General features: G+C 70.9%; 20 protein-coding genes. 13 read left to right on the top strand and 7 right to left on the bottom strand.

Annotated elements, in window-relative coordinates:
- Positions 1-708 carry an AMIN-like domain-containing (lipo)protein gene (locus DVS28_RS16105; protein WP_114592369.1) on the bottom strand — a complete coding sequence of 236 codons (708 nt, stop codon included), beginning with the start codon at positions 706-708 and terminating at the stop codon, positions 1-3.
- Between the two features lie 74 nt (positions 709-782).
- Between DVS28_RS16105 and DVS28_RS16100 the strand changes: the two genes are divergently transcribed.
- On the top strand, positions 783-1211 hold the full coding sequence (locus tag DVS28_RS16100) for a DUF1801 domain-containing protein (RefSeq protein ID WP_114592368.1): 429 nt from the start codon (positions 783-785) through the stop codon (positions 1209-1211).
- The gene (locus DVS28_RS16095; protein WP_114592367.1) at positions 1208-1987 is read left to right on the top strand and encodes an enoyl-CoA hydratase-related protein; all 780 of its coding nucleotides are present in this window, start codon (positions 1208-1210) and stop codon (positions 1985-1987) included. The genes DVS28_RS16100 and DVS28_RS16095 overlap by 4 nt, the downstream gene beginning before the upstream one ends.
- Before the next feature lie 25 nt (positions 1988-2012).
- On the opposite strand, the gene DVS28_RS16090 is transcribed toward DVS28_RS16095, so the two are convergent.
- The gene (locus DVS28_RS16090) at positions 2013-2573 is read right to left on the bottom strand and encodes a TIGR03086 family metal-binding protein (protein ID WP_114592366.1); all 561 of its coding nucleotides are present in this window, start codon (positions 2571-2573) and stop codon (positions 2013-2015) included.
- Positions 2574-2758: 185 nt separating this feature from the next.
- Here DVS28_RS16090 and DVS28_RS16085 point away from each other — a divergent pair, with 185 nt between their 5' ends.
- The 7 genes from DVS28_RS16085 to DVS28_RS16055 all read left to right on the top strand — a co-directional run bounded on the left by DVS28_RS16085 (position 2759) and on the right by DVS28_RS16055 (position 11696).
- The gene (locus tag DVS28_RS16085) at positions 2759-3205 is read left to right on the top strand and encodes a CBS domain-containing protein (protein WP_114594218.1); all 447 of its coding nucleotides are present in this window, start codon (positions 2759-2761) and stop codon (positions 3203-3205) included.
- Between the two features lie 37 nt (positions 3206-3242).
- The gene (locus DVS28_RS16080) at positions 3243-3557 is read left to right on the top strand and encodes a hypothetical protein (RefSeq protein WP_164710631.1); all 315 of its coding nucleotides are present in this window, start codon (positions 3243-3245) and stop codon (positions 3555-3557) included.
- A gap of 105 nt (positions 3558-3662) precedes the next feature.
- Complete coding sequence (locus tag DVS28_RS16075; protein WP_114592364.1) at positions 3663-4130, top strand: peptidylprolyl isomerase; 468 nt, start codon at positions 3663-3665, stop codon at positions 4128-4130.
- Between the two features lie 96 nt (positions 4131-4226).
- Positions 4227-5285 carry an amidohydrolase family protein gene (locus DVS28_RS16070; RefSeq protein WP_114592363.1) on the top strand — a complete coding sequence of 353 codons (1059 nt, stop codon included), beginning with the start codon at positions 4227-4229 and terminating at the stop codon, positions 5283-5285.
- Positions 5286-5428: 143 nt separating this feature from the next.
- Positions 5429-9868, top strand: coding sequence for a cell wall-binding repeat-containing protein (locus tag DVS28_RS16065; RefSeq protein WP_114592362.1), 4440 nt, complete (start codon positions 5429-5431; stop codon positions 9866-9868).
- A 116-nt stretch (positions 9869-9984) separates the two neighbouring features.
- Positions 9985-10866, top strand: a complete 882-nt coding sequence (locus DVS28_RS16060; RefSeq protein WP_164710630.1) for an alpha/beta fold hydrolase — start codon at positions 9985-9987, stop codon at positions 10864-10866.
- The gene (locus DVS28_RS16055; protein ID WP_114592360.1) at positions 10866-11696 is read left to right on the top strand and encodes a dienelactone hydrolase family protein; all 831 of its coding nucleotides are present in this window, start codon (positions 10866-10868) and stop codon (positions 11694-11696) included. Before DVS28_RS16060 ends, DVS28_RS16055 begins: the two co-directional genes overlap by 1 nt.
- A 13-nt stretch (positions 11697-11709) precedes the next feature.
- Here DVS28_RS16055 and DVS28_RS16050 read toward each other — a convergent pair whose 3' ends face one another.
- The 4 genes from DVS28_RS16050 to DVS28_RS16035 form a co-directional block, all read right to left on the bottom strand.
- A complete protein-coding gene (locus tag DVS28_RS16050; RefSeq protein WP_114592359.1) occupies positions 11710-12534 on the bottom strand; it encodes an LLM class F420-dependent oxidoreductase in 825 nt (274 codons plus the stop codon).
- A gap of 28 nt (positions 12535-12562) precedes the next feature.
- A complete protein-coding gene (locus DVS28_RS16045; protein WP_164710629.1) occupies positions 12563-13555 on the bottom strand; it encodes an LLM class flavin-dependent oxidoreductase in 993 nt (330 codons plus the stop codon).
- A 60-nt stretch (positions 13556-13615) separates the two neighbouring features.
- Complete coding sequence (locus DVS28_RS16040) at positions 13616-14206, bottom strand: TetR/AcrR family transcriptional regulator (RefSeq protein ID WP_164710628.1); 591 nt, start codon at positions 14204-14206, stop codon at positions 13616-13618.
- An 84-nt stretch (positions 14207-14290) separates the two neighbouring features.
- Positions 14291-14830 carry a YqgE/AlgH family protein gene (locus DVS28_RS16035; RefSeq protein ID WP_216826082.1) on the bottom strand — a complete coding sequence of 180 codons (540 nt, stop codon included), beginning with the start codon at positions 14828-14830 and terminating at the stop codon, positions 14291-14293.
- A 287-nt stretch (positions 14831-15117) separates the two neighbouring features.
- On the opposite strand from DVS28_RS16035, the gene DVS28_RS16030 reads away from it, so the two are divergent.
- The 3 genes from DVS28_RS16030 to DVS28_RS16020 all read left to right on the top strand — a co-directional run bounded on the left by DVS28_RS16030 (position 15118) and on the right by DVS28_RS16020 (position 18316).
- Positions 15118-16029, top strand: a complete 912-nt coding sequence (locus DVS28_RS16030) for a sigma-70 family RNA polymerase sigma factor (protein WP_164711037.1) — start codon at positions 15118-15120, stop codon at positions 16027-16029.
- Positions 16030-16173: 144 nt separating this feature from the next.
- The gene (locus tag DVS28_RS16025; RefSeq protein ID WP_114592354.1) at positions 16174-17334 is read left to right on the top strand and encodes an acyl-CoA dehydrogenase family protein; all 1161 of its coding nucleotides are present in this window, start codon (positions 16174-16176) and stop codon (positions 17332-17334) included.
- A gap of 28 nt (positions 17335-17362) precedes the next feature.
- Entirely contained in the window at positions 17363-18316 is a 954-nt protein-coding gene (locus tag DVS28_RS16020) for an acyl-CoA dehydrogenase family protein (protein ID WP_114592353.1), read from the top strand.
- A 6-nt stretch (positions 18317-18322) separates the two neighbouring features.
- Here the strand turns inward: DVS28_RS16020 and DVS28_RS16015 are convergent, their stop codons facing one another.
- Positions 18323-20089 carry a sensor histidine kinase gene (locus DVS28_RS16015; protein WP_164710627.1) on the bottom strand — a complete coding sequence of 589 codons (1767 nt, stop codon included), beginning with the start codon at positions 20087-20089 and terminating at the stop codon, positions 18323-18325.
- A 322-nt stretch (positions 20090-20411) separates the two neighbouring features.
- On the opposite strand from DVS28_RS16015, the gene DVS28_RS16010 reads away from it, so the two are divergent.
- Positions 20412-21812, top strand: coding sequence for a dihydrolipoyl dehydrogenase family protein (locus DVS28_RS16010; protein ID WP_114592351.1), 1401 nt, complete (start codon positions 20412-20414; stop codon positions 21810-21812).
- Positions 21813-21918 lie beyond the last annotated feature (106 nt).

Raw genomic sequence — 21918 nt, 5'->3', positions numbered from 1 at the left:
TCAGGCGTGGGCGACCTCGACGACGATGCGGCGCGGGTGGTCGCTGTAGACGCGGAACGGTCCCTCGGTGGCGGTGCCGATGACGAAGTCCTGCTGTCCCTCGAACCAGCCGACGACGTCGACCTGGGTGATGGCGCTGCCCGGTCCGGGGATGACCCCGGTCGGGAACGCCGCGCCGAGGTCGTCGAAGGGCAGGGCGACGTTGCGGAGGGTCAGCTGCAGCGTCCCGTCGCCCGGCGGGTCGGGGTGCACGTCCTCACCGATCGGCACGTACTCCTCGACGTACTCCGCCGTCCAGCCGGCGACGCCGTCGATCTCGGGTTCGGCGAGCACGATCACGATGCGGTCGTAGCCCTCGACGGTGCTGACCCTGACGTCGGACACCCAGCCGGCCTGCCCGCTCCCCGTCGGTTCCTCGGTGTCGGGCTGGGCGTTGGGTGTCGACGTCGGCTGCTGGATCGGCGGCAGGCCGTCGGGGTCGGGGGCGTCGGTGGCCAGGCCGCCGGGGTCCGTGGCCGGGCCGGTCGGCGTGGCCAGCGTGGGCGAGGGCGACTTGGTCGCGGCTGCCTGCGGTGTGGCCGTGTCGTCCACCGCGACGGTCGTCGGGGCCGTGACGACGGGGTCGTCCCCGCCGTTGCACGCGGCCAGCAGCAACGCCAGCGTCACGCCGACGGTGACCCTCCCAGCGATCCGGTGTGCGGCGTCCATCGTGTCCGTGCCTCTCCTCGTCCTGCGGGTCGCGGCGAGCGTATCGTCGGTTCGACGGAAGCCGAGGAGGAGCTGTGGGCGAGCCGAAGACACAGAAGCACGACGGGGACGTCGATGCGTTCATCGACGCGGTACCCGACGAGCGACGACGGGAGGATGCCCGCACCCTCTGCGCGCTGATGGCCGAGGCGACCGGCCAGCCACCGGTGATGTGGGGGCCGTCCATCGTCGGGTTCGGGGAGTACCACTACGTGTACGCCTCGGGTCGCGAGGGTGACTGGATGAAGGTCGGCTTCTCGCCCCGGGCACGCAACCTCACCGTGTACCTGATGGACGGCTACGAGGACCGCGGTGCACAGCTCGAGCGGCTGGGGCCCCACCGCCTCGGCAAGTCGTGCCTGTACCTCACCCGGCTCGACCGCGTCGACCTCGACGTGCTCAGGGCGATGGTCGAGGACTCTTACCGCACCCCCCACCCGGCCGAACGAGAGGACCAACCGTGAGCACCCCGGACCCGCTGGTCAGGACCCGACGCTGCGACTGGTACACGGAGGTGACGCTGGCCCTGCCGCGGCGGCGCAACGCGCTGTCGTTGGCGATGATCGATGAGCTGACAGGGGCGCTGCAGGAGGTGGCCGCCAGCGATGCGGCCGGGGTCCTGCTGACGGGCGAGGGCCCCGTCTTCTCCAGCGGTCACGACTTCGCCGACATGACCGGACGGTCCTACGGCGACATGCGCCAGCTGCTGCGCAGGTGCGCCGACATGATGCTGCTGGTCCAGCAGATCCCCCAGGTGGTGCTGGCCCGGGTCCAGGGACCGGCGCTCGCGGCCGGCTGCCAGCTCGTGGCCAGCTGTGACCTCGCGGTCGCCGTCGACAGCGCGACGTTCTCGGTCCCCGGCGGGAAGGCCGGCTGGTTCTGCCACACGCCGATGGTGGCGGTCGGCCGCCAGCTGCCCCCGAAGCGGGCGCTGGAGATGGCGCTGACCGGGGACCCCGTGGATGCCGCCACCGCGGCCTCGTGGGGGCTGGTCAACCGTGCCGTCGCGGCGTCGGAGCTCGACGAGGCCTGCGTGGACCTGCTCGGCCGGGCGACCCGTGGCAGCCGGTTGTCCAAGGGCCTCGGCAAGCAGACCTACTACAGCCAGATCGGGCTGGAGCAGCGGCAGGCCTACGACGTGGCGATCGAGGCGATGGCCGCATCCAGCCAGACGGCTGATGGGCAGGAGTCGATGAACAGCTTCGTGGAGCGCCGGCCGGCGGAGTACGTCGACCGGTAGGTCCTCCCGCGTGGCGTCGGCTCGCTCAGGGCGTGCGTCCGGACAGCGCCAGGATCCGGTCGGTCATCGAGGCGTCCTCGCCCACCTCGACGGGGTCGGCGAAGTCGCCGTCACCGCGGGCGTTGGCGGCGATGGCCCCGACGACGCCGAGGATCGCCTCGGCGATGTCCTCGGGCACCTCCGGCGACAGGCCCGCCCCGCGACCGGCATCCCAGGCGTGCAGGACGTTCTCCATCGCGGCGATCTGGAACAGCACCCCACCGGGGATCTCGCCGCGAGCGGTCTGCAGCGCCGAGGTCATCACCGCGTCGGTGAAGGCGTCGGCGCAGGCCCGAGCCGCCTGCTGGTGGGCCTCGACCATGTCGCCTGCCGTGAAGTCCGGGGGTCCACCGGTCTGCGGCTCCAGGCCCCGCCCACGGGCGCAGGCCGCGAAGTAGTGCTGCCCACCGATCAGGTGGTTGACGGCGTCACGTACATCCCACCCGTCGCAGGGGGAGGGGTCGTCCAGCCGAGCCGGATCGATGTCGGCCAGCACCCGCTGGGCGAACTCGGCGGTGCGGGCGTACAACGCCTGCGGGTCGGACATCACAGATCCTCTCAACGGCTCGGTCCCCCGGGTTCGTGGACTGTAGTACCGGGAGGGGCACCGCGGTGCCGGCCCGCCGAATGATTCCGTCCGCAGCCGGGACAAGCGACCCTCCGGGGTGAGAGGATCGACCGTGGAGACATCGTGTCGGTGCGGCCGACACGCCCAGCGGAATGGAGGTCGGCATGTCCACCAACGTGGCCCACATCATCGATCGCAAGGGGGGCGAGGTGGTGACCATCGGGCCGGCCGCCACCCTGGCGAAGGCGGCGGCGCTCCTCGCGGAGCACAACATCGGGGCGGTGGTCGTTTCGCGGGACGGCACCACCGTCGACGGGATCCTCAGCGAACGCGACATCGTGCGGCAGTTCGCCAGCACCGACGGGGTCGGCACGGGGTCGGTGTCGGTGTCGACGGCCATGACGACCGGCGTGCACACCGCAACCCCGGCGGCCACGATCGACGAGCTGGTGCAGATCATGACGACCGGGCGGTTCCGACACGTCCCCATCGTCGACGGCGGCGCGCTCGTCGGGATCGTGTCCATCGGCGATGTCGTGAAGAGCCGGATGGACGAGCTCCAGACCGAGGCGGAGTCGCTCCAGGAGTACGTGACGGGCACCAGCTACTGAGGGTGGCCCCCGGCGGGAACCGATAGGGTCGGCCGTCGTGCCGACCCCGAACCTTCCACGTCGACTCCGCCCCGCGGCCATGGTCGCCGTGGCCGGCCTGATGGTGGCCTGCGGCAGCGGCGACACGCTGCTGCCGGCGTTGACCGACGACAGCACGTGCGAGGACGCGGTGGCGATCGTCACCACCGCCATCGACGAGGCACGCAGCTACGTGGGGACGGGTCGCGACGACGCCGCGCTGCGAGACGAGCTCGTCTTCGCGCTGTCAGCCGTCGACGAGCGGCCGGAGTGCGTGGACGAGGACCTGGTCCGCACGGCAACCGGGCTCCGCAGCACCCTCAACGGGCTGTAGCCGACGTCCTGGGCGGGGGTGGCTCGTCGGCCGGGCCGCGGGGGCACTGCCCCGGCTACGCTCGGTGGCGTGACTGACAACGCGAACCCCCAGGTCTTTTTCGACATGTCCGTCGGCGGCAAGCCCGTCGGACGCATCACCTTCGAGCTGTACGCCGACGTGGTGCCCAAGACGGCGGAGAACTTCCGCCAGCTCTGCACCGGTGAGCCGGGCTTCGGCTACAAGGGCTCCAGCTTCCACCGGGTCATCACTGACTTCATGTGCCAGGGCGGCGACTTCACCAACCACAACGGCACCGGCGGCAAGTCCATCTACGGCGCCAAGTTCGCCGACGAGAACTTCCAGCTGAAGCACACCAAGCCCGGTCTGCTGTCGATGGCCAACGCCGGCCCGAACACCAACGGCTCCCAGTTCTTCATCACCACGATCGTGACCGACTGGCTGGACGGCAAGCACGTCGTCTTCGGCGAGGTCATCGACGGCATGGACGTCGTGCGGACCATCGAGTCCCACGGCAGCCGCAGCGGTGACACCGACGAGCCCGTCATCATCGAGGACTGCGGCCAGCTGTAACCACTCCTCGTCATCGTCTCGACGGGTCGGTCCTCCGGGACCGGCCCGTCGGTGTGTCCGGACGTCGGGGGCCGCCGCCGACGTAGAGTGCCCGCCATGTACGACGGGCCGCGGATCGACGCACACATCCACCAGTGGGACCCTCGGGTCACCCCCCGAACGGTGACCCCCGCGGTGAAGGCGCTCGGCTGGAATCCCCGACTGCTGCGGACGCTGGCGCAGAAGGCCGTCCCGACCGCCATGCTGGAGTTCGTCGGCGACCCCGAGACGGCCCTGAACCCCTACCTGCCGGGCATGTGGCGTGCCGACACACGCCCGCGCCGGGTGCGCGGGTTCGTGCACGTCCAGGCGGACTGGCAGGCCAAGGGGCCGATGGGGGTGGTGGACGAGACCCGCTGGCTGGAGCAGGTCTGCGGCTCCGACCTGCTGGCCGTCGTGGGACGCGTCGACCTCGCGTCGCCGTCGTTGGATGCGATCCTGGACGGCCATCACGCCGCGAGCCACCGGTTCAGGGGCATCCGCGACTACCTGGCCCACAGCGACGGCAACGATGCGCTGGCGGACTGGGCGTCCCGTCCCGACCGCACCGCCGAGGCCGCATGGCGCCGCGGGTACGACCGCCTGGGGGAGCGAGGGCTGACCTTCGACGCCTGGGCCTACGGGCACCAGCTGCCGTCCGTGGCAACCCTCCTAGGCGCGCACCCCGAGACCGCCGTCGTCCTCGACCACCTCGGCAGTCCCGTCGGCTTCGGTGGACCGTTCGCCGGGGTCGGCACCACGGCCAGGGAACGCGACGAGATCATCCGACGCTGGCGCGACGACATCGCCGCGGTCGCCGCGCACCCGCAGGCCCACGTGAAGCTCAGCGGACTGGCCATGCCGGTCAGCGGGTTCGGCTGGCACCGTCGTGACGTGCCGGTCACCGCCGAGGAGGTCGCCGAGGGATTCCGGCCGCTGGTCCACCACGCCCTGGAGGTGTTCGGCCCCTCGCGCTGCATGGTGGCCAGCAACTTCCCGATGGACCGGGTGTCGTTGGACTTCACCACCCTGATGGACGCGATGGACCTGCTGACCGAACACCTCGACGAGGCGGACCGCCGGGCCGTCCTCCACGACACTGCCGCGTCCTTCTACGGCATCACCGAGGACCAATGACGCGCTGACCTGCGGCGCAGGCGAAACTTCGGGGACCGTCATCGCGTAAGGGATGTCACGCCCATCGCGTACCATCCCTCGAATCGGTCGGCGCCAGCCCGACCGGTCGATCGCCGTCCTCCGCCTGCCAGAAAGCGTTTCGCATGCCTCGTGCCAGCCGCCGCGTGTTCACCCGCGGCCTCGCCGCCCTCGCGTCCGTGGCCGTGGTGGCCTCGGTCGCCGTGGCCGTCACCACCGTCGGTGACACCGCCGTCGAGTGTCCGCCCGGAACCGTCCCCATCACCGGCCCCGAGGCGCGCCTCGTGCCGCCGGACCAGCAGGACCTCCTGCCGCCGGAGTACCGCGGCCCCGCCGAGGCGATGGAGTTCCCGGGCGACTGCAAGCCCGACCGCGTGGAGTCCTTCGCCGAGCTCGCCCTGCGCAACGCCCAGGCCGACGCCCGCACCAGCGCGCCCTTCATGCAGCCCGCCGAGGGAGCGCGCTGGTCGGCTGCGCAGCAGCGGCAGACCATGCTCACCAGCGGTGCCACCGTGCCGGGCAGCGACGGCGAGCTGTCCTTCGTCGGTGAGGGTCCCCTGAACTTCGACGAGGAGCCCTACGACTCCGGCCAGGGAATCGTGGACTCCACGGGTCGCATCGACGACTTCTTCTACGACGAGGCCAACGACCGGCTCTTCGCCGCCATCGGCACCTCCGGCGTGTGGATGTCGACCGACCTCGGCGAGTCCTGGACGTCCATCGGTGACTCCCTGCCGACCAACATCACCTCCGGCGTGTCCTGGACCCCCTCGGGCGGCCCCGACGGCACGGTCGTGGTCATCACCGGTGAGCACACCTTCGGCGGGTCGGCCTTCACCGGCCTCGGCGCCTTCTGGTCCACCGACCTGGGCGAGACCTGGGCTCGCGCCGAGGGTCCCCCGGACGGCACCCTCGGCTTCGCCATCGAGGTCGACCCCTCCGACCCCGACGTGATCTACGCCGCGACCGGCAAGGGCCTGTGGCGCTCCGCCGACGCCGGCCGCACCTACGTCGACGTCGAGCTGCCCGTCGGCACCTGCCAGGGCGACTACAACATCGAGACCTGCAACTACGCCCACTTCGTGACCGACGTGGTCGTCAAGGCTCCGGGCGGCGTGGGCGAGGACACCGAGGGCGGACAGGTCCTTGCCGCAGTGGGGTACCGCGCCGGCATGCTCGAGGACATCTCGGGTGACTTCATCCACTCCGAGGGCAACGGCGTCTACCGCTCCGACAGCGGTGAGGCCGGCACGTTCGAGCGGCTCGACGGCCTCGATGCCACCGTCGGCGGCCAGGAGCGCCTCGGCCGCATGGAGTTCGGCCCCGCCATCGGTGACGAGCAGGACCACGACATCGTGTACGCCGTCATCGAGGACGCGGTGCTGTTCAACGGCGGCTTCCAGTACGTCCCGATCCCCGACGGCGTCGACCCGACCGGCCTGCTGAGCCCGAACCCGACCTACCTGCTGGGCGTCTACTACTCCGACGACTTCGGCGCGACGTGGACCGAGCTGTCCAACGACGACGAGATGGGCACCCTCTGCACCGTCAACCAGTCGGTCTTCTGCATCCCCGGCGCCATCGAGCCCGGTGTGCAGTCCTGGTACAACATGTGGATCGCCCCCGACCCGACGCGTCAGGTCGACGGTGTCCCCACCCGCGTGGTCATGGGCCTGGAGGAAGTCTTCCAGAACCGCCTCACGAGCGCCCCGGCCAGCACGCCGCTGGTCAGCTTCCAGACGATCGGCTCCTACTACGGCGGTGTCGACTGCCTGCTGGTGGTCACCGACTGCCTCGTCTCCTCCAACCTCGGCATCGAGACGACCCACCCCGACCAGCACGACGGCATCTGGATCCCCAGCGTCGGTGAGGACGGTGAACCCGACGGCGGCGTCCGCCTGCTCGTCGGCCACGACGGTGGGCTGTCCCAGCAGATCCTCGGGGCCGGTGACGAGGCCAGCCAGAGCAGCTGGACGCTCGAGCAGGAGAACGGCCTGCGCACCCTCCTGCCGTACTCCATCGCCGTGGCCAACGACGGCACCGCGCTCGCGGGCCTGCAGGACAACGGCACGATGCTGGTCGACCCGACGCTGGACAACCGCCAGTACGAGGTCCAGGGCGCCGACGGCACCGTGACCGCCATCGATCCCGAGGACTCCGACTACGGCTACGCATCCAGCCAGACCAACTCCCTGCTGGGCGTCTCCGCCGACCGGTTCCAGACCTTCACGAGCCTGACCCCGACTCCCTCCGACGGCACGTTCCTGTTCGTCCCGCCGCTGGAGATGAACCCCCTCAACAGCGACCACGTCGTCACGGCGGGCAACACCGTCATCGAGAACCTGGCCGGCCGCGAGGCCACCTCGTCGACATGGTCGATCGCCATGCAGCTGGGCGCCACCGAGCGCGAGCCCAACTACGAGACCGACGTCGAGCCGCCGATCCGCCAGGCGAGCGCCATCGACGTCTACGGCGACGCCACCTACGTCGGCTTCTGCGCCCCGTGCAACATCCTGCAGACGCCCTACCCCTACGACTCGGGCATCGCGACCAACATCGGCTCGCAGGACCTGCCCGAGCCCGGGACCGACAGCGGCTGGCACTTCGCGTCGGCGGACGGACTGCCGGAGCGCTACATCTCCGACCTGCAGATCGATCCGTACGACCCGACGGCACAGACGGTCTACGCCGGCCTCGGTGGGTACACCCGCAAGTGGGTTCCGCCGGGAACCGGTGCCGACGAGGCCACCGACGTCGGCGACGGACACGTCTTCGTCTCCACCGACGCCGGTGAGACCTTCACCGACATCTCCGGCAACCTGCCCGACACCCCAGTGCTGTCCATCGAGCAGCGCGGTACCCAGCTGCTGGTCGGCACCGACCTCGGCGCGTTCATCTCCGCTGACCTGCAGGGCACCTCGTGGGCCCCGCTCGGTGGCGCCGACGCCCTGTCCATCCCGGTGATGGACATCCAGATGAAGGCCGACGACCCCGACGTTGCCTACCTCGGCGTCTACGGGCGTGGCGTCATGCGCTACGACTTCCCCGAGTTCTCCGCCCTCGAGCGCACCGTCCAGCGCTTGGCAGGCGCCGGCCGCGAGGCCACCTCCGTGGCGGTCTCGGCCGACCTGTACGAGTCCGCCGACGTGGTCGTCCTGGCCAGGTCCGACCAGTACGCCGACGCGCTGGCCGGTGCCCCGCTGGCGGCCGACCTCCGCGCGCCGCTGCTGCTGACGGCGTCCGGTGCGCTGCACCCCGACGTCGCCGCGGAGATCCAGCGCCTCGGCGCGACGAGCGCCGTCCTGCTGGGTGGCGAGGCCGCACTGACCCCCGCCATCGAGCAGGAGCTGGCCGACCTCGGCATCACCGACATCACCCGGTACGGCGCCGACAACCGGTTCGGCACCGCCGCGCAGATCGCCGGGCAGCTGCCCGACGCCAGCGCGGCCTGGGTGGTCAAGGGCAACGACGCCGACCCGACCCGCGGCTGGCCCGACGCGATGAGCATCGCGCCCGTCGCCGCCCGTGCCGGCCAGCCGATCCTGCTGACCGAGACCGACCGGCTGCCCGAGGAGACGACCGGCGCCCTCGAGGGCATCGACGACGCGCGCATCGTCGGTGGCACCGCGGCGGTGTCCCAGGCCGTCGAGGACCAGCTCGGCGGGGTCGTGACCCTGGGCGAGCGGGTCGCCGGCGACAACCGCTTCGCCACCTCCGTGGCGGCAGCCCAGGTCGGCCTCGACAACGGCCACGGCCTGGCCAACCTGTGGCTGGCCCGCGCCGACGCCTTCGCCGACGCGCTGTCCTCCGGCCCGTCGGTGGCCGCTACCGGGGGCACGCTCGTGCTGGTGGACTCCACCAGCCTCGACGCGTCGCTGGACAGCGGGCGGTTCGTCACCGACAACGCCTGCAGCGTCATCACCGCCCGCATCGCGGGTGGGACGGCAGCGATCTCCGACACGGTCGTGGACGAGGTCAGCGCGCTGCTGGACGCCTGCCCGCCGCCGGAGGGCTACCGCCCACCGCCGGCGCAGTCGATCGTCCCCGGTGACGTCGAGCCGGGCGAACCCGCCCCGACCGACGTCATCGCCGGCCCGTACGGGTTCGAGGCGGACGCCGAGGGCTGGACCACCGCCTTCTCCGGCACGCCCACGTCGATGTGGACGCGCGGCGAGCCGGGCCACGAGTCCGACACGTCCTTCCAGGTCGACCAGTACAACTCCGGTGCCAACGCCACCCTGACCTCTCCGGAGATCGAGGTCGACGGCACCGAGGTCGCCATCGCCTGGTGGCATGCGGTCCAGATGGAAGGCGGCGGCTTCGACGAGATGGCCGTGGAGTGGTCCGCGGACGGCAACGACTGGACCCGGCTCGCCAGCTACGGCGTGTCGGCCGACTTCCCGGCGTTCACCGAGCAGTTGCTCCGCTTCACCCCCGACGCCGGCACCATCCAGGTCCGGTTCGTGGTGTTCGCCGACGAGATCTGCGACTCCGTGGAGACCGTCACCTGCGGGGCGGAGTCGTTGACCGGCGCCTTCGTCGACGACGTGGCCGTCCTCAGCTGACGGCGGTTTCCAGCTGATCGAACGCCCCGTCCGGGGCGAATGACACACGACGGGATCGGGTCACCAGACCCGGTCCCGTTGTCGTGTCCGGTCCCGCTTGGGTTAGCGTGCCGGTCATGCCGAACGCCGACGTCAACGGGCTGTCCATCTGCTACGAGCGATCGGGGCCCGACGACGGGCCCGTCCTCCTGCTCGTCGGGGGGATGGGGCAGCAGCTGATCAGCTGGCCGCCCCACCTCCTGCGGCCGCTGCACGAGGCAGGGATTGGGACGGTCGTCTTCGACAACCGCGACGTCGGCTGCTCGACGTGGATGGACGAGGCGGGCCCGGCCGACATCGGTGGCATCATCGCGACCCTCAGGGCCGGCGGAACCCCCGACTGGGCCTACACCATCCGCGACCTCGCCGATGACGCCGTCGGGCTGCTGGACCACCTCGGGTTGGAACGGGTCCATGTCCTCGGCCCGTCGATGGGCGGCATGATCGTGCAGCGCATGGCCATCGAACATCCCGACCGCGTGGCCTCGTTGACCTCCGTCATGAGCACCACGGGCCGGCGGGGCCTGCCCGGTGCGACCAAGGAGGCCAACGCCGCGCTGCTGGAGGTCGCGGCGCCGGGCCTCGAGGGATACCTCGCCGGCCGGGCACATCGACGGGCCGCCTACGGCAGCACGGGGTTCGCGTTCGACGAGGAGTGGGAGCTCGAGCTCGCGAAGGGCCTGATCGAACGGGGCCTCAACCCCGACGGGGGCTCCCGCCAGTACGCCGCGACGATCGCCGACGGGGACCGTACCGAGGCGCTCGCCGAGCTGGACCTGCCTGCCCTCGTGGTGCACGGCGACGTCGACAACCTGATCCCGCCGGCCGGTGGGGAGGCCACCGCGGCGGCGATCCCCGGTGCCCGGCTGCACATCGTCGAGGGCATGGGCCACGACCTGCCGCCGGCTGTCTGCCGGATGCTGGCCGACGACGTCATCGCCCTGATCGGCGGCAGCTGATGGGCACCGACGGCTGGGACGACCTGTCGGACTTCACCGTCGACACTTTCACCCACGACGGGTCGACGAAGACGGTGTACCGGGCAGGGGAGGGGCCGGGCGTGCTGTTCATGCACGAGGTCCCCGGCATCACCCCGACCAACGCCGCCTTCGCCCGACGGCTGGTCGACGCCGGCTTCACCGTGGCGATGCCCGACCTGTTCGGCGACGCGGGACGGCCGCTGGAGCCGTTGTACGCCGGGGCGAGCATGGCCAAGCTGTGCATCTCCAGGGAGTTCCGCGCCTTCGCCCTGCGTGCCGATCGGCCCATCGTCCGGTGGCTCCGCGCCCTCGGCCGCGACCTGCACGCGCGGGCCGGAGGGCCGGGAATCGGGGCGGTGGGCATGTGCATGACCGGCGGGTTCGCCCTGGGCCTGGCGGTCGACGACCACGTCCTCGCACCGGTGCTCAGCCAGCCGTCGCTGCCGGTCGCGGTGACCCCCCTGCATGCCCGTGACCTCGGCATCCCCGACGACCACGCCGACATCGTGGCCGACCGCTGCCGCGACGAGGGCCTGTGCATCCTCGGCCTGCGGTTCGAGAAGGACCTGCTGGCCCCGGCGGCCCGGTTCCGGGCGCTCGCGGAGCGGTTCGGTGACGCGTTCGAGGCGGTCGAGCTCGACGTGGGGGAGTGGAAGCGCACCCGCGCCTCCCTGCCCGAGGACGAGCGGCCCATGGCCCTGACCCCCACGCCCCACGCGGTCCTCGGCGGCGACTACCTCGACGGCCCTCCGACCAAGGACGCCCTTCAGCGCGTCCTCGACCTGTTCACCGACCGCCTGACCCCCTGAGGCGTGTGGTGCCTCAGCCGATGAAGGCGGCGTAGCGCTCGATGCGGGCCGACATCGTGTCGGGGTCCTCGTGGGGCAGCGCACACAGCACGCGGGTGGCACCGGCCTCGGCGTACTCCTCCAGCAGCTGCTCCGACGGCCCGGGCTGGTAGATGGTGATGTCCATGGGCCCGCGGCCGGCCTCGGATGCACGGGCCTGCAGCTCCTCGACCCGGGTCTTCAGCACCGCGCCCCGTCCACCGATCGGGATCCACCCGTCGCCGTAGTCCATCACCCGGTCCAGCACGGTCGGCCCCCAGCCGGCCACGAGCACGGGGACGTCGTGACCGGGCTTGGGCCACGACCACATCGGCTCGAACGACACGTGCTCGCCGTCGTAGGACGCCTCGTCGTGGGTCCAGATGGCCTTCATGGCGTGCACCCGCTCCCGCATCTCGGCGAACCGTTCGTCGAACGCGACCCCGTGGTCGTTCATCTCCTCGACGTTCCAGCCGGGGCCGACGCCGAACACGAACCGACCGCCCGAGTGGTGCTGCAGGGTGGCGACGGTCTTGGCCAGCACGATCGGGTCGTGCTGGTTGACCAGGCAGATCGCGGTGCCCACCTTCAGCGTGGTCGTGACCGTGGCCATGGCCGTGCAGGCCACGAACGGGTCCCACGTCTCGGCGTACTCGTGCGGCAGGTCGCCTCCCGCCGGGTACGGCGTCCGGCGGCTGACGGGGATGTGGGTGTGCTCGGTCACGAACACCGACTCGTAGCCGAGCCCCTCGGCCGAGGTGGCGACGTCGACGGGGCTCAACGTCTCGTGGGTGGGGAAGTAGGTCAGCCCGATGTCCATGTGGGTCGTCTCCTCTGCAGATCGACGGTCAGTCGAGCGCCGCTGATGCGGCCTTGAGCGTCATCGTGGCCGCCTCGACGCCGGGGGCAAGCGGCTCGATCGCCGCGATCGTCACGCCCGCGTCGAGGTACGCGCGCACCTTGGTCGCAACCTCGTCGGCGTTGCCGATGACCAGCACGTCGTTGGCCATCTCGTCGGAGTAGGCCTCGATCATGGCGGCCCTGTCGCCACGCTCCGCCGCCTCGGCGATCGCGGTCGCCTCCTCCTCGTAGCCGATCCAGCGGAAGAAGCGGTTGTAGCCGGTCGTGGCGGCATAGGGCGCGAAGACCCCCTTGAGCATCTGGCGGGCCGCCGACGCGTCATCGGTGACGACGACCATCAGCCGGGCCACCACGGGGAAGTCATCGGGAAGCGCCCGCCCGGCCTCCTCGGCCCCACGCCGCACCTCCTCCAGCATCACCGGCACGTGGCGCGGTGCCAGCTGGTTGAGGCACAGCCCGTCGGCGATGGCCCCGGCCATCTGCAGCGACTTGGGGTTCAGCGACCCCAGGAGCAGGGGCACCGGCGTCGGGGCGGGAAGGCCGTACTTGAACCCGCCGACGCGGACCTTCTCGCCCTCCACCGTTGCCCGCTGACCGGCAAGGATCGCCCGCAGCGCCTCGGTGGTCTCGCGCACGTGGGTCAACGGCTTGTCCCAGTCGAGGCCGGCGAACCGGGTGACCAGCACCTCCGAGGACGCCCCGATGCCGAGTGAGAACCGGCCACCGGTCAGCTCCGCCAGCGTCAGCGCCGCACGTCCCAGCACGAACGCCGAGCGCGTCTGCACCGGTGCGACCGCAACGCCGAGGTCGAGGTCGACCTCCTGTGACAGCGCACCGAGCATCGCGAAGCAGTCGTGGCCGACGACCTCGTCGGCCCACGCAGAGGTGTACCCCCACCCCGCCGCGGCACGGGCGATGTCGAAGGTCTCGGCCAGCGAGCAACCACCGAAGGCTGGAGAAATGGCGAGCGTGCCGCCCATCGGGTCGGTCCTTTCCGTCATCGAACTCGTCGAAGCGGACCAGACCCTACAGCTGACCGATCAGTCCAGGCGGATCTCGTGGACCAGCATCTGGCGGACGTTGTGGTGGAGCGCGGCGACCAGGCGGTCGGGATCGAGCTCGCGCTCGAAGGTCACCGAGCTGCGGAGCACCCCATCGACCCCGTGGTAGACGAGTGCCGCCGTCATGAAGGGGTCGTCGACCTCGAACTCGCCGGTCTCGGTCCCACCGGTGAGGATCTGCGTCAGCAACGACACCATGCGGTCGGTCCCCGCCGCGATGGTCTCCCGAGTACCTGCGGTCGGCGTGTGCAGGACCTGCAGCTCCAGGACCGGTCGGTGGTCGAGGGCGTGGGCGACCATGGCCTCGACCACGGCCTCGAAGCGCCCGATCCAGGACGGGCCGTCGGCCATCGCCTGTTCGGCCCGGTCCACGGCGCCGAGGACGTAGCGCTCGATGAGCGTCGCCTCGAGATGGGCCTTGGACGGGAAGTACAAGTAGAAGGTTCCACTCGCGATTCCCGCTTCGCGCGCAATCTCCGACACCGTCACCCGACGGTTACGGGCCAGGATTGCTTCGGCGGCGGTCAGTAGGTCGGCGGTTCGTTCGTCCGCGCTCTTGCGCTCGGTCACAATTCGCACCATAGACACGACGCGAACAAAACGCACGTATTCCGTTGCGCCGAGTTCAGTTGGCCTTGCAACAGAACGATGAGTTCAGTTCAGGGCCGGGTTGTCGGTGACGGTCACGAACAGTCCACCCTGCCGGCGAAGCACGGTCCGCCACAGCAGCTCGGGATCGGTGGAGAACCCGTCGTCAGCGTGCGCATCGACCACGAACCAGGCGCCGGAGGCGACCTCCTCCTCCAGCTGCTGCTCGCCCCATCCCGCGTAGCCGGCGAACACGCGAAGCGCGTCCAGCCGTCCGACGTCGGGCAGCGGGCCGTCGCCGAGGTTGATCACCCCGACGTCACCGAAGACCGGTTCCCACCGCTCGTTGTCGCTGACCTCCGGCACCCTGGCCAGCGCGATGACGGCGTTGGGCTGGACCGGCCCGCCGACGAACACCACGTCGGGTGTGGTGGCCAGGTCCGACCAGGAGGTACCCGGTCCGGCTGGTCCCGCGGTCATCGCCTCGCCGACGGGCAGGGGGCTGGGACGGTTGAGCACCACGCCGAGCGCGCCGCCGGGGCCGTGCTCCAGCAGCAGCACCACGGTTCCGTCGAAGTTGGGGTCCTCCAGATCCGGGGTCGCCACGACGAGACGGCCTCGGGCGGGTGGGAGCGTTGCTGACACACCCGCACAGTACCCAACACGCGCGGGCGCCCGCCGTGTTGCGTTTTTGAGGATTGTGCTGCAAACTAGCAGGCTCCCCCGGAATCCGCTCGGCCCCGCCAGTGTTCCGCCCTACTGAACCCGAGTCGGAAATGTGTGTGGGAATCACGCACACGGGGAAGCATCGGGCCAACGAACGCGTTGTACGCGTGTACCCGCAACCTCAATCCTACCCGCCTCACACCACGAGGGAGTCTGATAGACCCTTGATGAAGACTGTTCCGGAGGACCTTCTGGACCTCTACTTCAACGAGCTCGGCACGGTGGACCTGCTCACCGCCGCTGACGAGGTGCGCCTTGCCAAGGCTATCGAAGCCGGCAACGAGGCCGCTGCCATCCTCGAGTCGGGCGAGTTCGAGAACGCGGACCTGCGGCAGCTGAACCGCCAGGTGCGCGAGGGTCAGAACGCCTTCAACCACTTCGTATCCGCAAACCTCCGACTGGTCGTCAACATCGCGGCCAAGTTCTCCAACCGCACCAAGCTGGGGCTGGACGAGCTCATCCAGGAGGGCAACCTCGGCCTGATCCGCGCCGTCGAGAAGTTTGACTGGCGCAAGGGCTTCAAGTTCTCCACCTACGCGACGTGGTGGATCCGCCAGGCGATCCAGCGTGGTATCGCCGCCAACGAGCGGACCATCCGTCTCCCCGTCGCCATGCACGACGCGGTCGTCAAGATCCGCGCCGCACGCTCGCGGCTGGAGGCAGAGAACGGCGAGGAGCCCTCGATCGAGGAGCTCGCCGAGGCCACCCGCCTGACCCCCGAGAAGGTCGAGGACGCCCTCGAGCACATGCGCTCGGTTGCCTCCCTCGACCGTCAGGTCGGCGACGACAGCGACTCCAGCGAGCTCGGTGACTTCGTCGCCGTCGAGCCGGACTCGTTCACCACCGAGATCGCCGAGGACGAGGTCCGCGGCGAGCTGCGCTCGGCCGTCGGCCACCTCGACGACCGCAGCGCGTACGTGCTGACCCGCCGGTTCGGCCTCGACGGCCGTGACCCGCTGACGCTCGACGCGCTCGGCAAGGAGCTCGACATCTCCCGCGAATCGGTCCGCAAGATCGAGGGCCGCGCGCTGGAGAACCTCCGTCGGGACATGGCTGGCGCAGGCGCCGACGTCCGCTAGCCGAACAAGATCGGTGTCGCCTCGCGCGACACCCGCCATCGTTCGCCCGGGACCGCCAAGAGGTCCCGGGCGTTCGTGTGTCCCGGGGTCGCTGGGCTAGGGTGACTCGAGTCAGTTCTGGTACGGCAACACCCGGAGGCACAGATGGATTTCCGCGACACCGCGGAGGAAGCGGCGTTCCGCAAGGAGGCGGCCGGGTGGATCGCCGACACCCTGACCCGGGTGCCCCATCAGCACCCGGCTGACCACGCCGAGAAGACGGTCAACTCGCGCTGGTGGCAGGAGCAGCTCGCGGAGGGCGGCTGGCTGGGGATCACCTGGCCCAAGGCCTACGGAGGCAAGGAGCTGCCGATCGCCTACGAGGGGATCTTCAACGCCGAGTCAGCCCGCCGGCACGCGCCCGTGGGCATCAACATGCTCGGGATCCTGCTGGCCGGTCCGACGATCCTCGTGCACGGCACCCAGGCGCAGCGCGACCGCTACCTGCCACGGATCCTCAACGGCGACGACATCTGGTGCCAGGGCTTCTCCGAGCCCGGCGCCGGCAGCGACCTTGCCGGCCTGCGCAGCCGGGCCGAGCGCGTCGACGGCGGTTGGGTCGTCAACGGTCAGAAGGTCTGGACGTCCTTCGCCCACGCCGCGAACCGGTGCATGCTGCTGGCCCGCACCTCCACCACCGAGGAAACCGGCAGCAAGCACAAGGGCATCACGTACTTCCTGGCCGACACCGACGACATCGACGTCCGACCGCTGGTGATGATCAACGGGGACGCCGACTTCAACGAGATGTTCCTCGACGACGTCCACGTCCCCGAGGACCGGGTGCTCGGCGAGCTCGGGGACGGCTGGCGGGTGGCACTGACCACCCTCTCCTTCGAGCGGGGGTCGCTGGCCTTCGCCACATCGGCCGAGGCCGAGGCGGCGCTGGAGCGCCTGATCGTCCGCGTGCGCGACGCGGGCCTGGCCGACGACGCCGACGTGCAGCGCGAGATCGGCCGCCTGGCCGCCGACGTCCGGTCGCTGTCGCTGACCACGATGCGGCAGATGTCGGCACTGTCCCACGGCAACGCCCCGGGGGGCGACGGCTCGGCGGTCAAGCTGGCATGGGCACAGACGATGCAGGCGATGACCCGGCTGGCCGTCAGCCTGGGAGGCGACGCCGGGGTCACGACCGACGCGGTCGACGACGCGGCGTGGGTCTCGGACTTCCTCCGCGCGAAGGGCAACTCCGTGGAGGGTGGGACCGACGAGGTCCAGCGCTCGATCATCGCCGAGCGCGTGCTCGGCCTGCCCCGGTCCCGGTAGCGACCGCCAGCGACGAAGGAACACACCGATGGACGCAGTGCTCACCGAGGAACAGCAAGCCCTGGCCGAAGCGGCCCAGGCCCTGGCCGCCAGCGGCCTGGTGGACGCCCGGACGACCCTCGACGGCGGGGACGTGCCCGCGCGGCCGACCGAGGACCTGTTCGACGGGTTCAACGGCCTCGGCATCGACGAGCAGGACGGGGGCGCGGGCGGCTCGCTGATCGACCTCGCGATCGTGGCCCGAGAGCTCGGCCGGACCGTCTGCCCGACCCCGTGGGTCAGCCACCAGCTGGCCCTGCAGGCGGCCGTGGCCGCCGGCGTGGACGTGGGGGAGGGGTTGTCGCCCGGCGCGCGCTGGGTCCTGTCGACCGGCGGGCTGGTGCGCGACGCCGCCACCGCCACCCACGCGGTCACCGTCACCGGGGACGAGCTGGCGGTCGCGCCGGTCCTCGACGTGACGCTCCACGCGCCGATGGACCGCACCCGCTCGATCGGCGAGCTGACCCTCGGCGCCCCGTCCGTGACCGCGGCAACGGGTGGTCGCGCTGGCGTGTCCCGGGCCCGGGCGCTCGTCGCCGCCGGTCTGTGCGGCACGGGGCTGGGCGCGATCGAACGTGCCATCGGCCACGCCACCCAGCGCGAGCAGTTCGGCAAGGTCATCGGCGTCTTCCAGGGCGTCAGCCACCAGCTGGCCGAGGCGTGGACCCATGTCGAGCTGGCCTGGTCGTTGGCCCTCTACGCCTGCTGGGCAACGGAGGAGGGCGCGGGGGACGCCGCCGCGGCGGTCGACGCGGCCACCGCGAAGGCAGGCAACGCCGCGATATACGCCGCCGAGCGGGGCATGCAGGTGCACGGTGGCATCGGCATCACCTGGGAGGCCGACCCCCACCTCTTCCTCCGCCGTGCGATGGCCGACGACGCCTGGTTGGGCGGTGCGCGGGAAGCCGAGCGCTCCCTCGGGCAGGCGTTGCTGACCGGCTGACCCGGCTCAGCCGAGGTCCAGCTCGGCGACGTCCTCGGGTCGCGCCTCGTCGGGTGCCTCGGTCACGGGCAGGGTGAACCTGATCCGCGTTCCGCCCGCCGGGGACCGGGCCGCCACGATCGTCCCGCCGTGCCCCCGGACGGCCTCCCGACAGGCCGCGAGCCCCAGCCCGGAGCCCATCTCCGAGGCGGTGGGGGTGCGGTAGCCCGACACGAACACGAGCTCCCGCTGGTCCTCGGGGATTCCCTGGCCGTCGTCATCGACCGTGACGGTCCACCAGGGGGACGTGCTCTCGGTCCGCTTCATCGCCACCGCCACCCTGATGCCGTGCCGTCCGCCGTGCTTCAGGGCGTTGCCGACGAGGTTGACCAGCAGCTGCTTGAGCGTCGCCACGGGCGCATCGACGAGGTCGTGGTCGCTGTCGAGCGTGACGGTGCCGCCGACTCGACCTGCCTGGAGGGCGGTGAAGTCGATCAACCAGGTTCGCAGCTCGTCGAGCGGGATCGGCGCCTCCGCGTTGGGCACGACTGCTCGGGCGTCGGCCAGCATCTCCGCCACGAGGTCCGCGAGCGTGGTCGCGCTGGACTGGATGGTCTGCAGGCTGGTCCGTCGCACGGACGGGCTGATGTCCTCCCGTGCGGCCATCTGCGCGAACCCCTTGATGGCGGCCAGCGGGCCACGGATGTCGTGGGCCACGCGCCGGGCGAACCTGGCCAGCGCATCGTTGGACCGCAGCAGGTTGGCGTTGGCCTCCGACAGCTCGACGGACTGGTCCCGCAACGCCTGGGTTCGGTGGGCGACCGTCCCCTCCAGCTCGTCGTTCAACGCGGCGAGCTGGGCGGTTCGGGCCCGGACCTGATGGCGCAGCAGGGCCACGCCACCCGCGAAGGCGAGCAGCAGCGCCAGGCCCGCCCAGAGAAGCGGGACCAGCCACGGCGGCAGCTCCCGCTGGTCGGGATCAGTGAGGTCGAACCCCGTCCACTGGACGTGGATGACCGACATCTCGGTGCGGGAGAGCAGCGTGCGGCCGGCGGCGAGGATCTCCAGGGGCAGCGAGTTCGACCGGCCCCAGGTCGTGACCTCCGCGATGCTGATCGGCTCGCCGACGACCCGGAACGTGTCGCGCTGCTGCTGCCGCAGCACGTGGGTGGTCAGCGCGAGCGGCCCCGCCCACAGGTCGACCGTGCCGTCGTGGACGGCGTCGACCGCGTCCGGGATGGAGGAGGAGGGGACGTAGCGGAGTTCGGGGTGGTCGGCCAGCAGCTGTTCCTCGATCACCGACCCGGGGATCGTCGTCACGGTCCGACCCTCGAGGTCGGCAGCGGAGACGATGTCGGTGGCCTCGGGACCCACGGCGAAGGCGATGGGGGAGTACGCCAGCGTCTCGATGGGCTCGGCGAAGGTGACGAGGTCAGGACGTGCGCCGAGGCCCGCGATGGCGTCGACATCCCCGTCCTCCAACGCCTGCACGGCGTCGTCGACGTCGGCGAAGACCACCATCTCCACGGTTGCGCCGACCTTCAGGGCCATCAGCTCCGTCAGCGCCACCGCCCACCCGCCGCTCGCGACGCCATCGACCACGACCGCAGCGGGGGCGATCGTGCTGACGGCCGCCACACGGATCGGTCCGTCGGTGGCCAGCCAGTCCCGCTGGGCGACGGTCAGCAGGTCGTCGGGTGGCGCCGAGGAACACGCCGGCCCGAGCAGCACGGCGAGGACCAGGAGGGTCGCCAACAGGGGCTTCAGGACGACCGGCTGGTGAACAGCATTCATCAAGGGCGTCATTGTACGGGTTGGGGGTTCCCAACGATCGGTGGTCGTGGTAGGTTCGAGCCAGTCGAGAACGAGGTTGATCCCCTCGAGCATCGTACCGAACAGGAGTCGCTCAGGGCTCCGCCCACGGCCATGGACAACGCGGTCGATACGAGAAGTCGACGACCTGGGAAGTAACCGATAAGGCTCCGGCAAGTCGGTCCCTGCGGACCGCGCCGGGGCCTTACTCGTTTTCGTGTGCATTCGGGGTTCGTCCGACGGAACATCCCGAGGGGCTGGGCGGTTGGTTCTGCAGTCAACCCGCGATGGTGAGGAGCACCCAGTGAACGAGACCTACGACGTCGTCGTCATCGGCGCAGGGCCGGCCGGAGAGAACGCAGGGGACCGGGCGGTGAAGGCCGGACTGCGCGTCGCCATCGTCGAGAAGGAGCTGGTGGGCGGCGAGTGCTCCTACTGGGGCTGCATGCCGTCCAAGGCCCTGCTGCGCCCGGGCGAGGCGCTTGCGGCGCTCCGGCGGGTTCCCGGTGCGCGGGCTGCCATCACGGGCGAGATCGACGTCGACGAGGCGCTGGCCCGACGGGACTCCCTCAGCGCGGGCCTCGACGACTCGGGCCAGGTCGAATGGGTGGACTCCGCCGGCATGGACCTGGTCCGCGGTCACGGCCGGCTGGCGGGGGAGCGGACCGTCGAGGTCACCGCCGAGGACGGCAGCGTCCGCACGCTGGTCGCGGAGAAGGGTGTGATCATCGGCGTGGGCACCGGCGCGGCGGTGCCCCCCATCGACGGGCTGCGCGAGATCCGGAGCTGGACCAACCGCGACGTGACCCAGGCCAAGGAGGTCCCCGCCCGCTTGATCGTGCTGGGTGGCGGGGTCATCGGGGTGGAGATGGCCCAGGCCATGCGCTGGTTGGGCAGTGAGGAGGTCACCATCGTGGAGATGGCCGACCGCCTGATCCCCCGGGAGGAGGACTTCGCGGGCGCGGAGCTCCAGGACGCGCTGGAGGAGATGGGGATCACGGTCATCACCGGCGCCCGGATGGTGAAGGCCGAACGGGCCGCCGACGACGCCCCCGTCACCGCGACCCTGGAGGACGGCCGGACCGTGACCGGTGACGAGATCCTTGTCGCCGTCGGCAGGCGGCCGTTGACCGACGACCTGGGCCTGGACACCGTCGGCCTGGAGCCCGGTCGGTATGTCGAGGTGGACGACAACCTGCGTGCGACCGGCGTGGACGGTGGGTGGCTGTACGTCGTCGGCGACGCCAACGGCCGCGCCCTGCTGACCCACCAGGGCAAGTACCAAGCACGCATCGCCGGCGACCACATCGGCGGCAAGGACGTGGGGCGCGGCGCGTGGGCCGACCACACCGCCGTCCCGCGGGTGGTCTTCACCGATCCGCAGATCGCGGCGGTGGGGATGACCGAAGCCGAGGCTCGTGAGCGCTACGACAACGTCGACACCGTGCGCTACGACATGGGCCACACCGCGGGTGCGGCGACCACGGGGCAGGGCATCAGCGGCACCAGCCAGCTGGTCATCGACGCCGACCGGCGGGTCATCGTGGGCGCCACGTTCGTCGGCCCGCACGTCGGTGAGATGTTGCACGCCGCGACGATCGCGATCGTCGGGGAGGTCCCGCTGGACCGGCTGTGGCACGCCGTCCCGGCCTACCCCACGATGTCGGAGATCTGGCTGCGGTTCCTGGAGGCCTACGGGATGTGACCGCGGTGCGGTCCCGCTTGACAGCCGCCGGGCGGCCGTGCTCCTCGAGGAGCACGGCCGTCGGACGTTTTCGGCTTGACACCGACCGTCCTCCTCTTTAAGTTCG

It is taken from the genome of Euzebya pacifica (genome assembly GCF_003344865.1).
Lineage (GTDB): Bacteria > Actinomycetota > Nitriliruptoria > Euzebyales > Euzebyaceae > Euzebya > Euzebya pacifica.
Note: the sequence above shows the minus strand (reverse complement) of the source record. Positions and strands in the feature narration are given on the sequence as shown.

What these genes read in the sequence shown, in the direction of transcription:
- DVS28_RS16075 (WP_114592364.1), top strand. Translation starts at nt 3,663, where the DNA reads ATGTCCGTCGGCGGCAAGCCCGTCGGACGCATCACCTTCGAGCTGTAC.
- DVS28_RS16060 (WP_164710630.1), top strand. Translation starts at nt 9,985, where the DNA reads ATGCCGAACGCCGACGTCAACGGGCTGTCCATCTGCTACGAGCGATCG.
- DVS28_RS16085 (WP_114594218.1), top strand. Translation starts at nt 2,759, where the DNA reads ATGTCCACCAACGTGGCCCACATCATCGATCGCAAGGGGGGCGAGGTG.
- DVS28_RS16065 (WP_114592362.1), top strand. Translation starts at nt 5,429, where the DNA reads ATGCCTCGTGCCAGCCGCCGCGTGTTCACCCGCGGCCTCGCCGCCCTC.
- DVS28_RS16015 (WP_164710627.1), bottom strand. Translation starts at nt 20,089, where the DNA reads ATGAATGCTGTTCACCAGCCGGTCGTCCTGAAGCCCCTGTTGGCGACC.
- DVS28_RS16090 (WP_114592366.1), bottom strand. Translation starts at nt 2,573, where the DNA reads ATGTCCGACCCGCAGGCGTTGTACGCCCGCACCGCCGAGTTCGCCCAG.
- DVS28_RS16020 (WP_114592353.1), top strand. Translation starts at nt 17,363, where the DNA reads ATGGACGCAGTGCTCACCGAGGAACAGCAAGCCCTGGCCGAAGCGGCC.
- DVS28_RS16030 (WP_164711037.1), top strand. Translation starts at nt 15,118, where the DNA reads ATGAAGACTGTTCCGGAGGACCTTCTGGACCTCTACTTCAACGAGCTC.
- DVS28_RS16045 (WP_164710629.1), bottom strand. Translation starts at nt 13,555, where the DNA reads ATGGGCGGCACGCTCGCCATTTCTCCAGCCTTCGGTGGTTGCTCGCTG.
- DVS28_RS16070 (WP_114592363.1), top strand. Translation starts at nt 4,227, where the DNA reads ATGTACGACGGGCCGCGGATCGACGCACACATCCACCAGTGGGACCCT.
- DVS28_RS16050 (WP_114592359.1), bottom strand. Translation starts at nt 12,534, where the DNA reads ATGGACATCGGGCTGACCTACTTCCCCACCCACGAGACGTTGAGCCCC.
- DVS28_RS16105 (WP_114592369.1), bottom strand. Translation starts at nt 708, where the DNA reads ATGGACGCCGCACACCGGATCGCTGGGAGGGTCACCGTCGGCGTGACG.
- DVS28_RS16025 (WP_114592354.1), top strand. Translation starts at nt 16,174, where the DNA reads ATGGATTTCCGCGACACCGCGGAGGAAGCGGCGTTCCGCAAGGAGGCG.
- DVS28_RS16055 (WP_114592360.1), top strand. Translation starts at nt 10,866, where the DNA reads ATGGGCACCGACGGCTGGGACGACCTGTCGGACTTCACCGTCGACACT.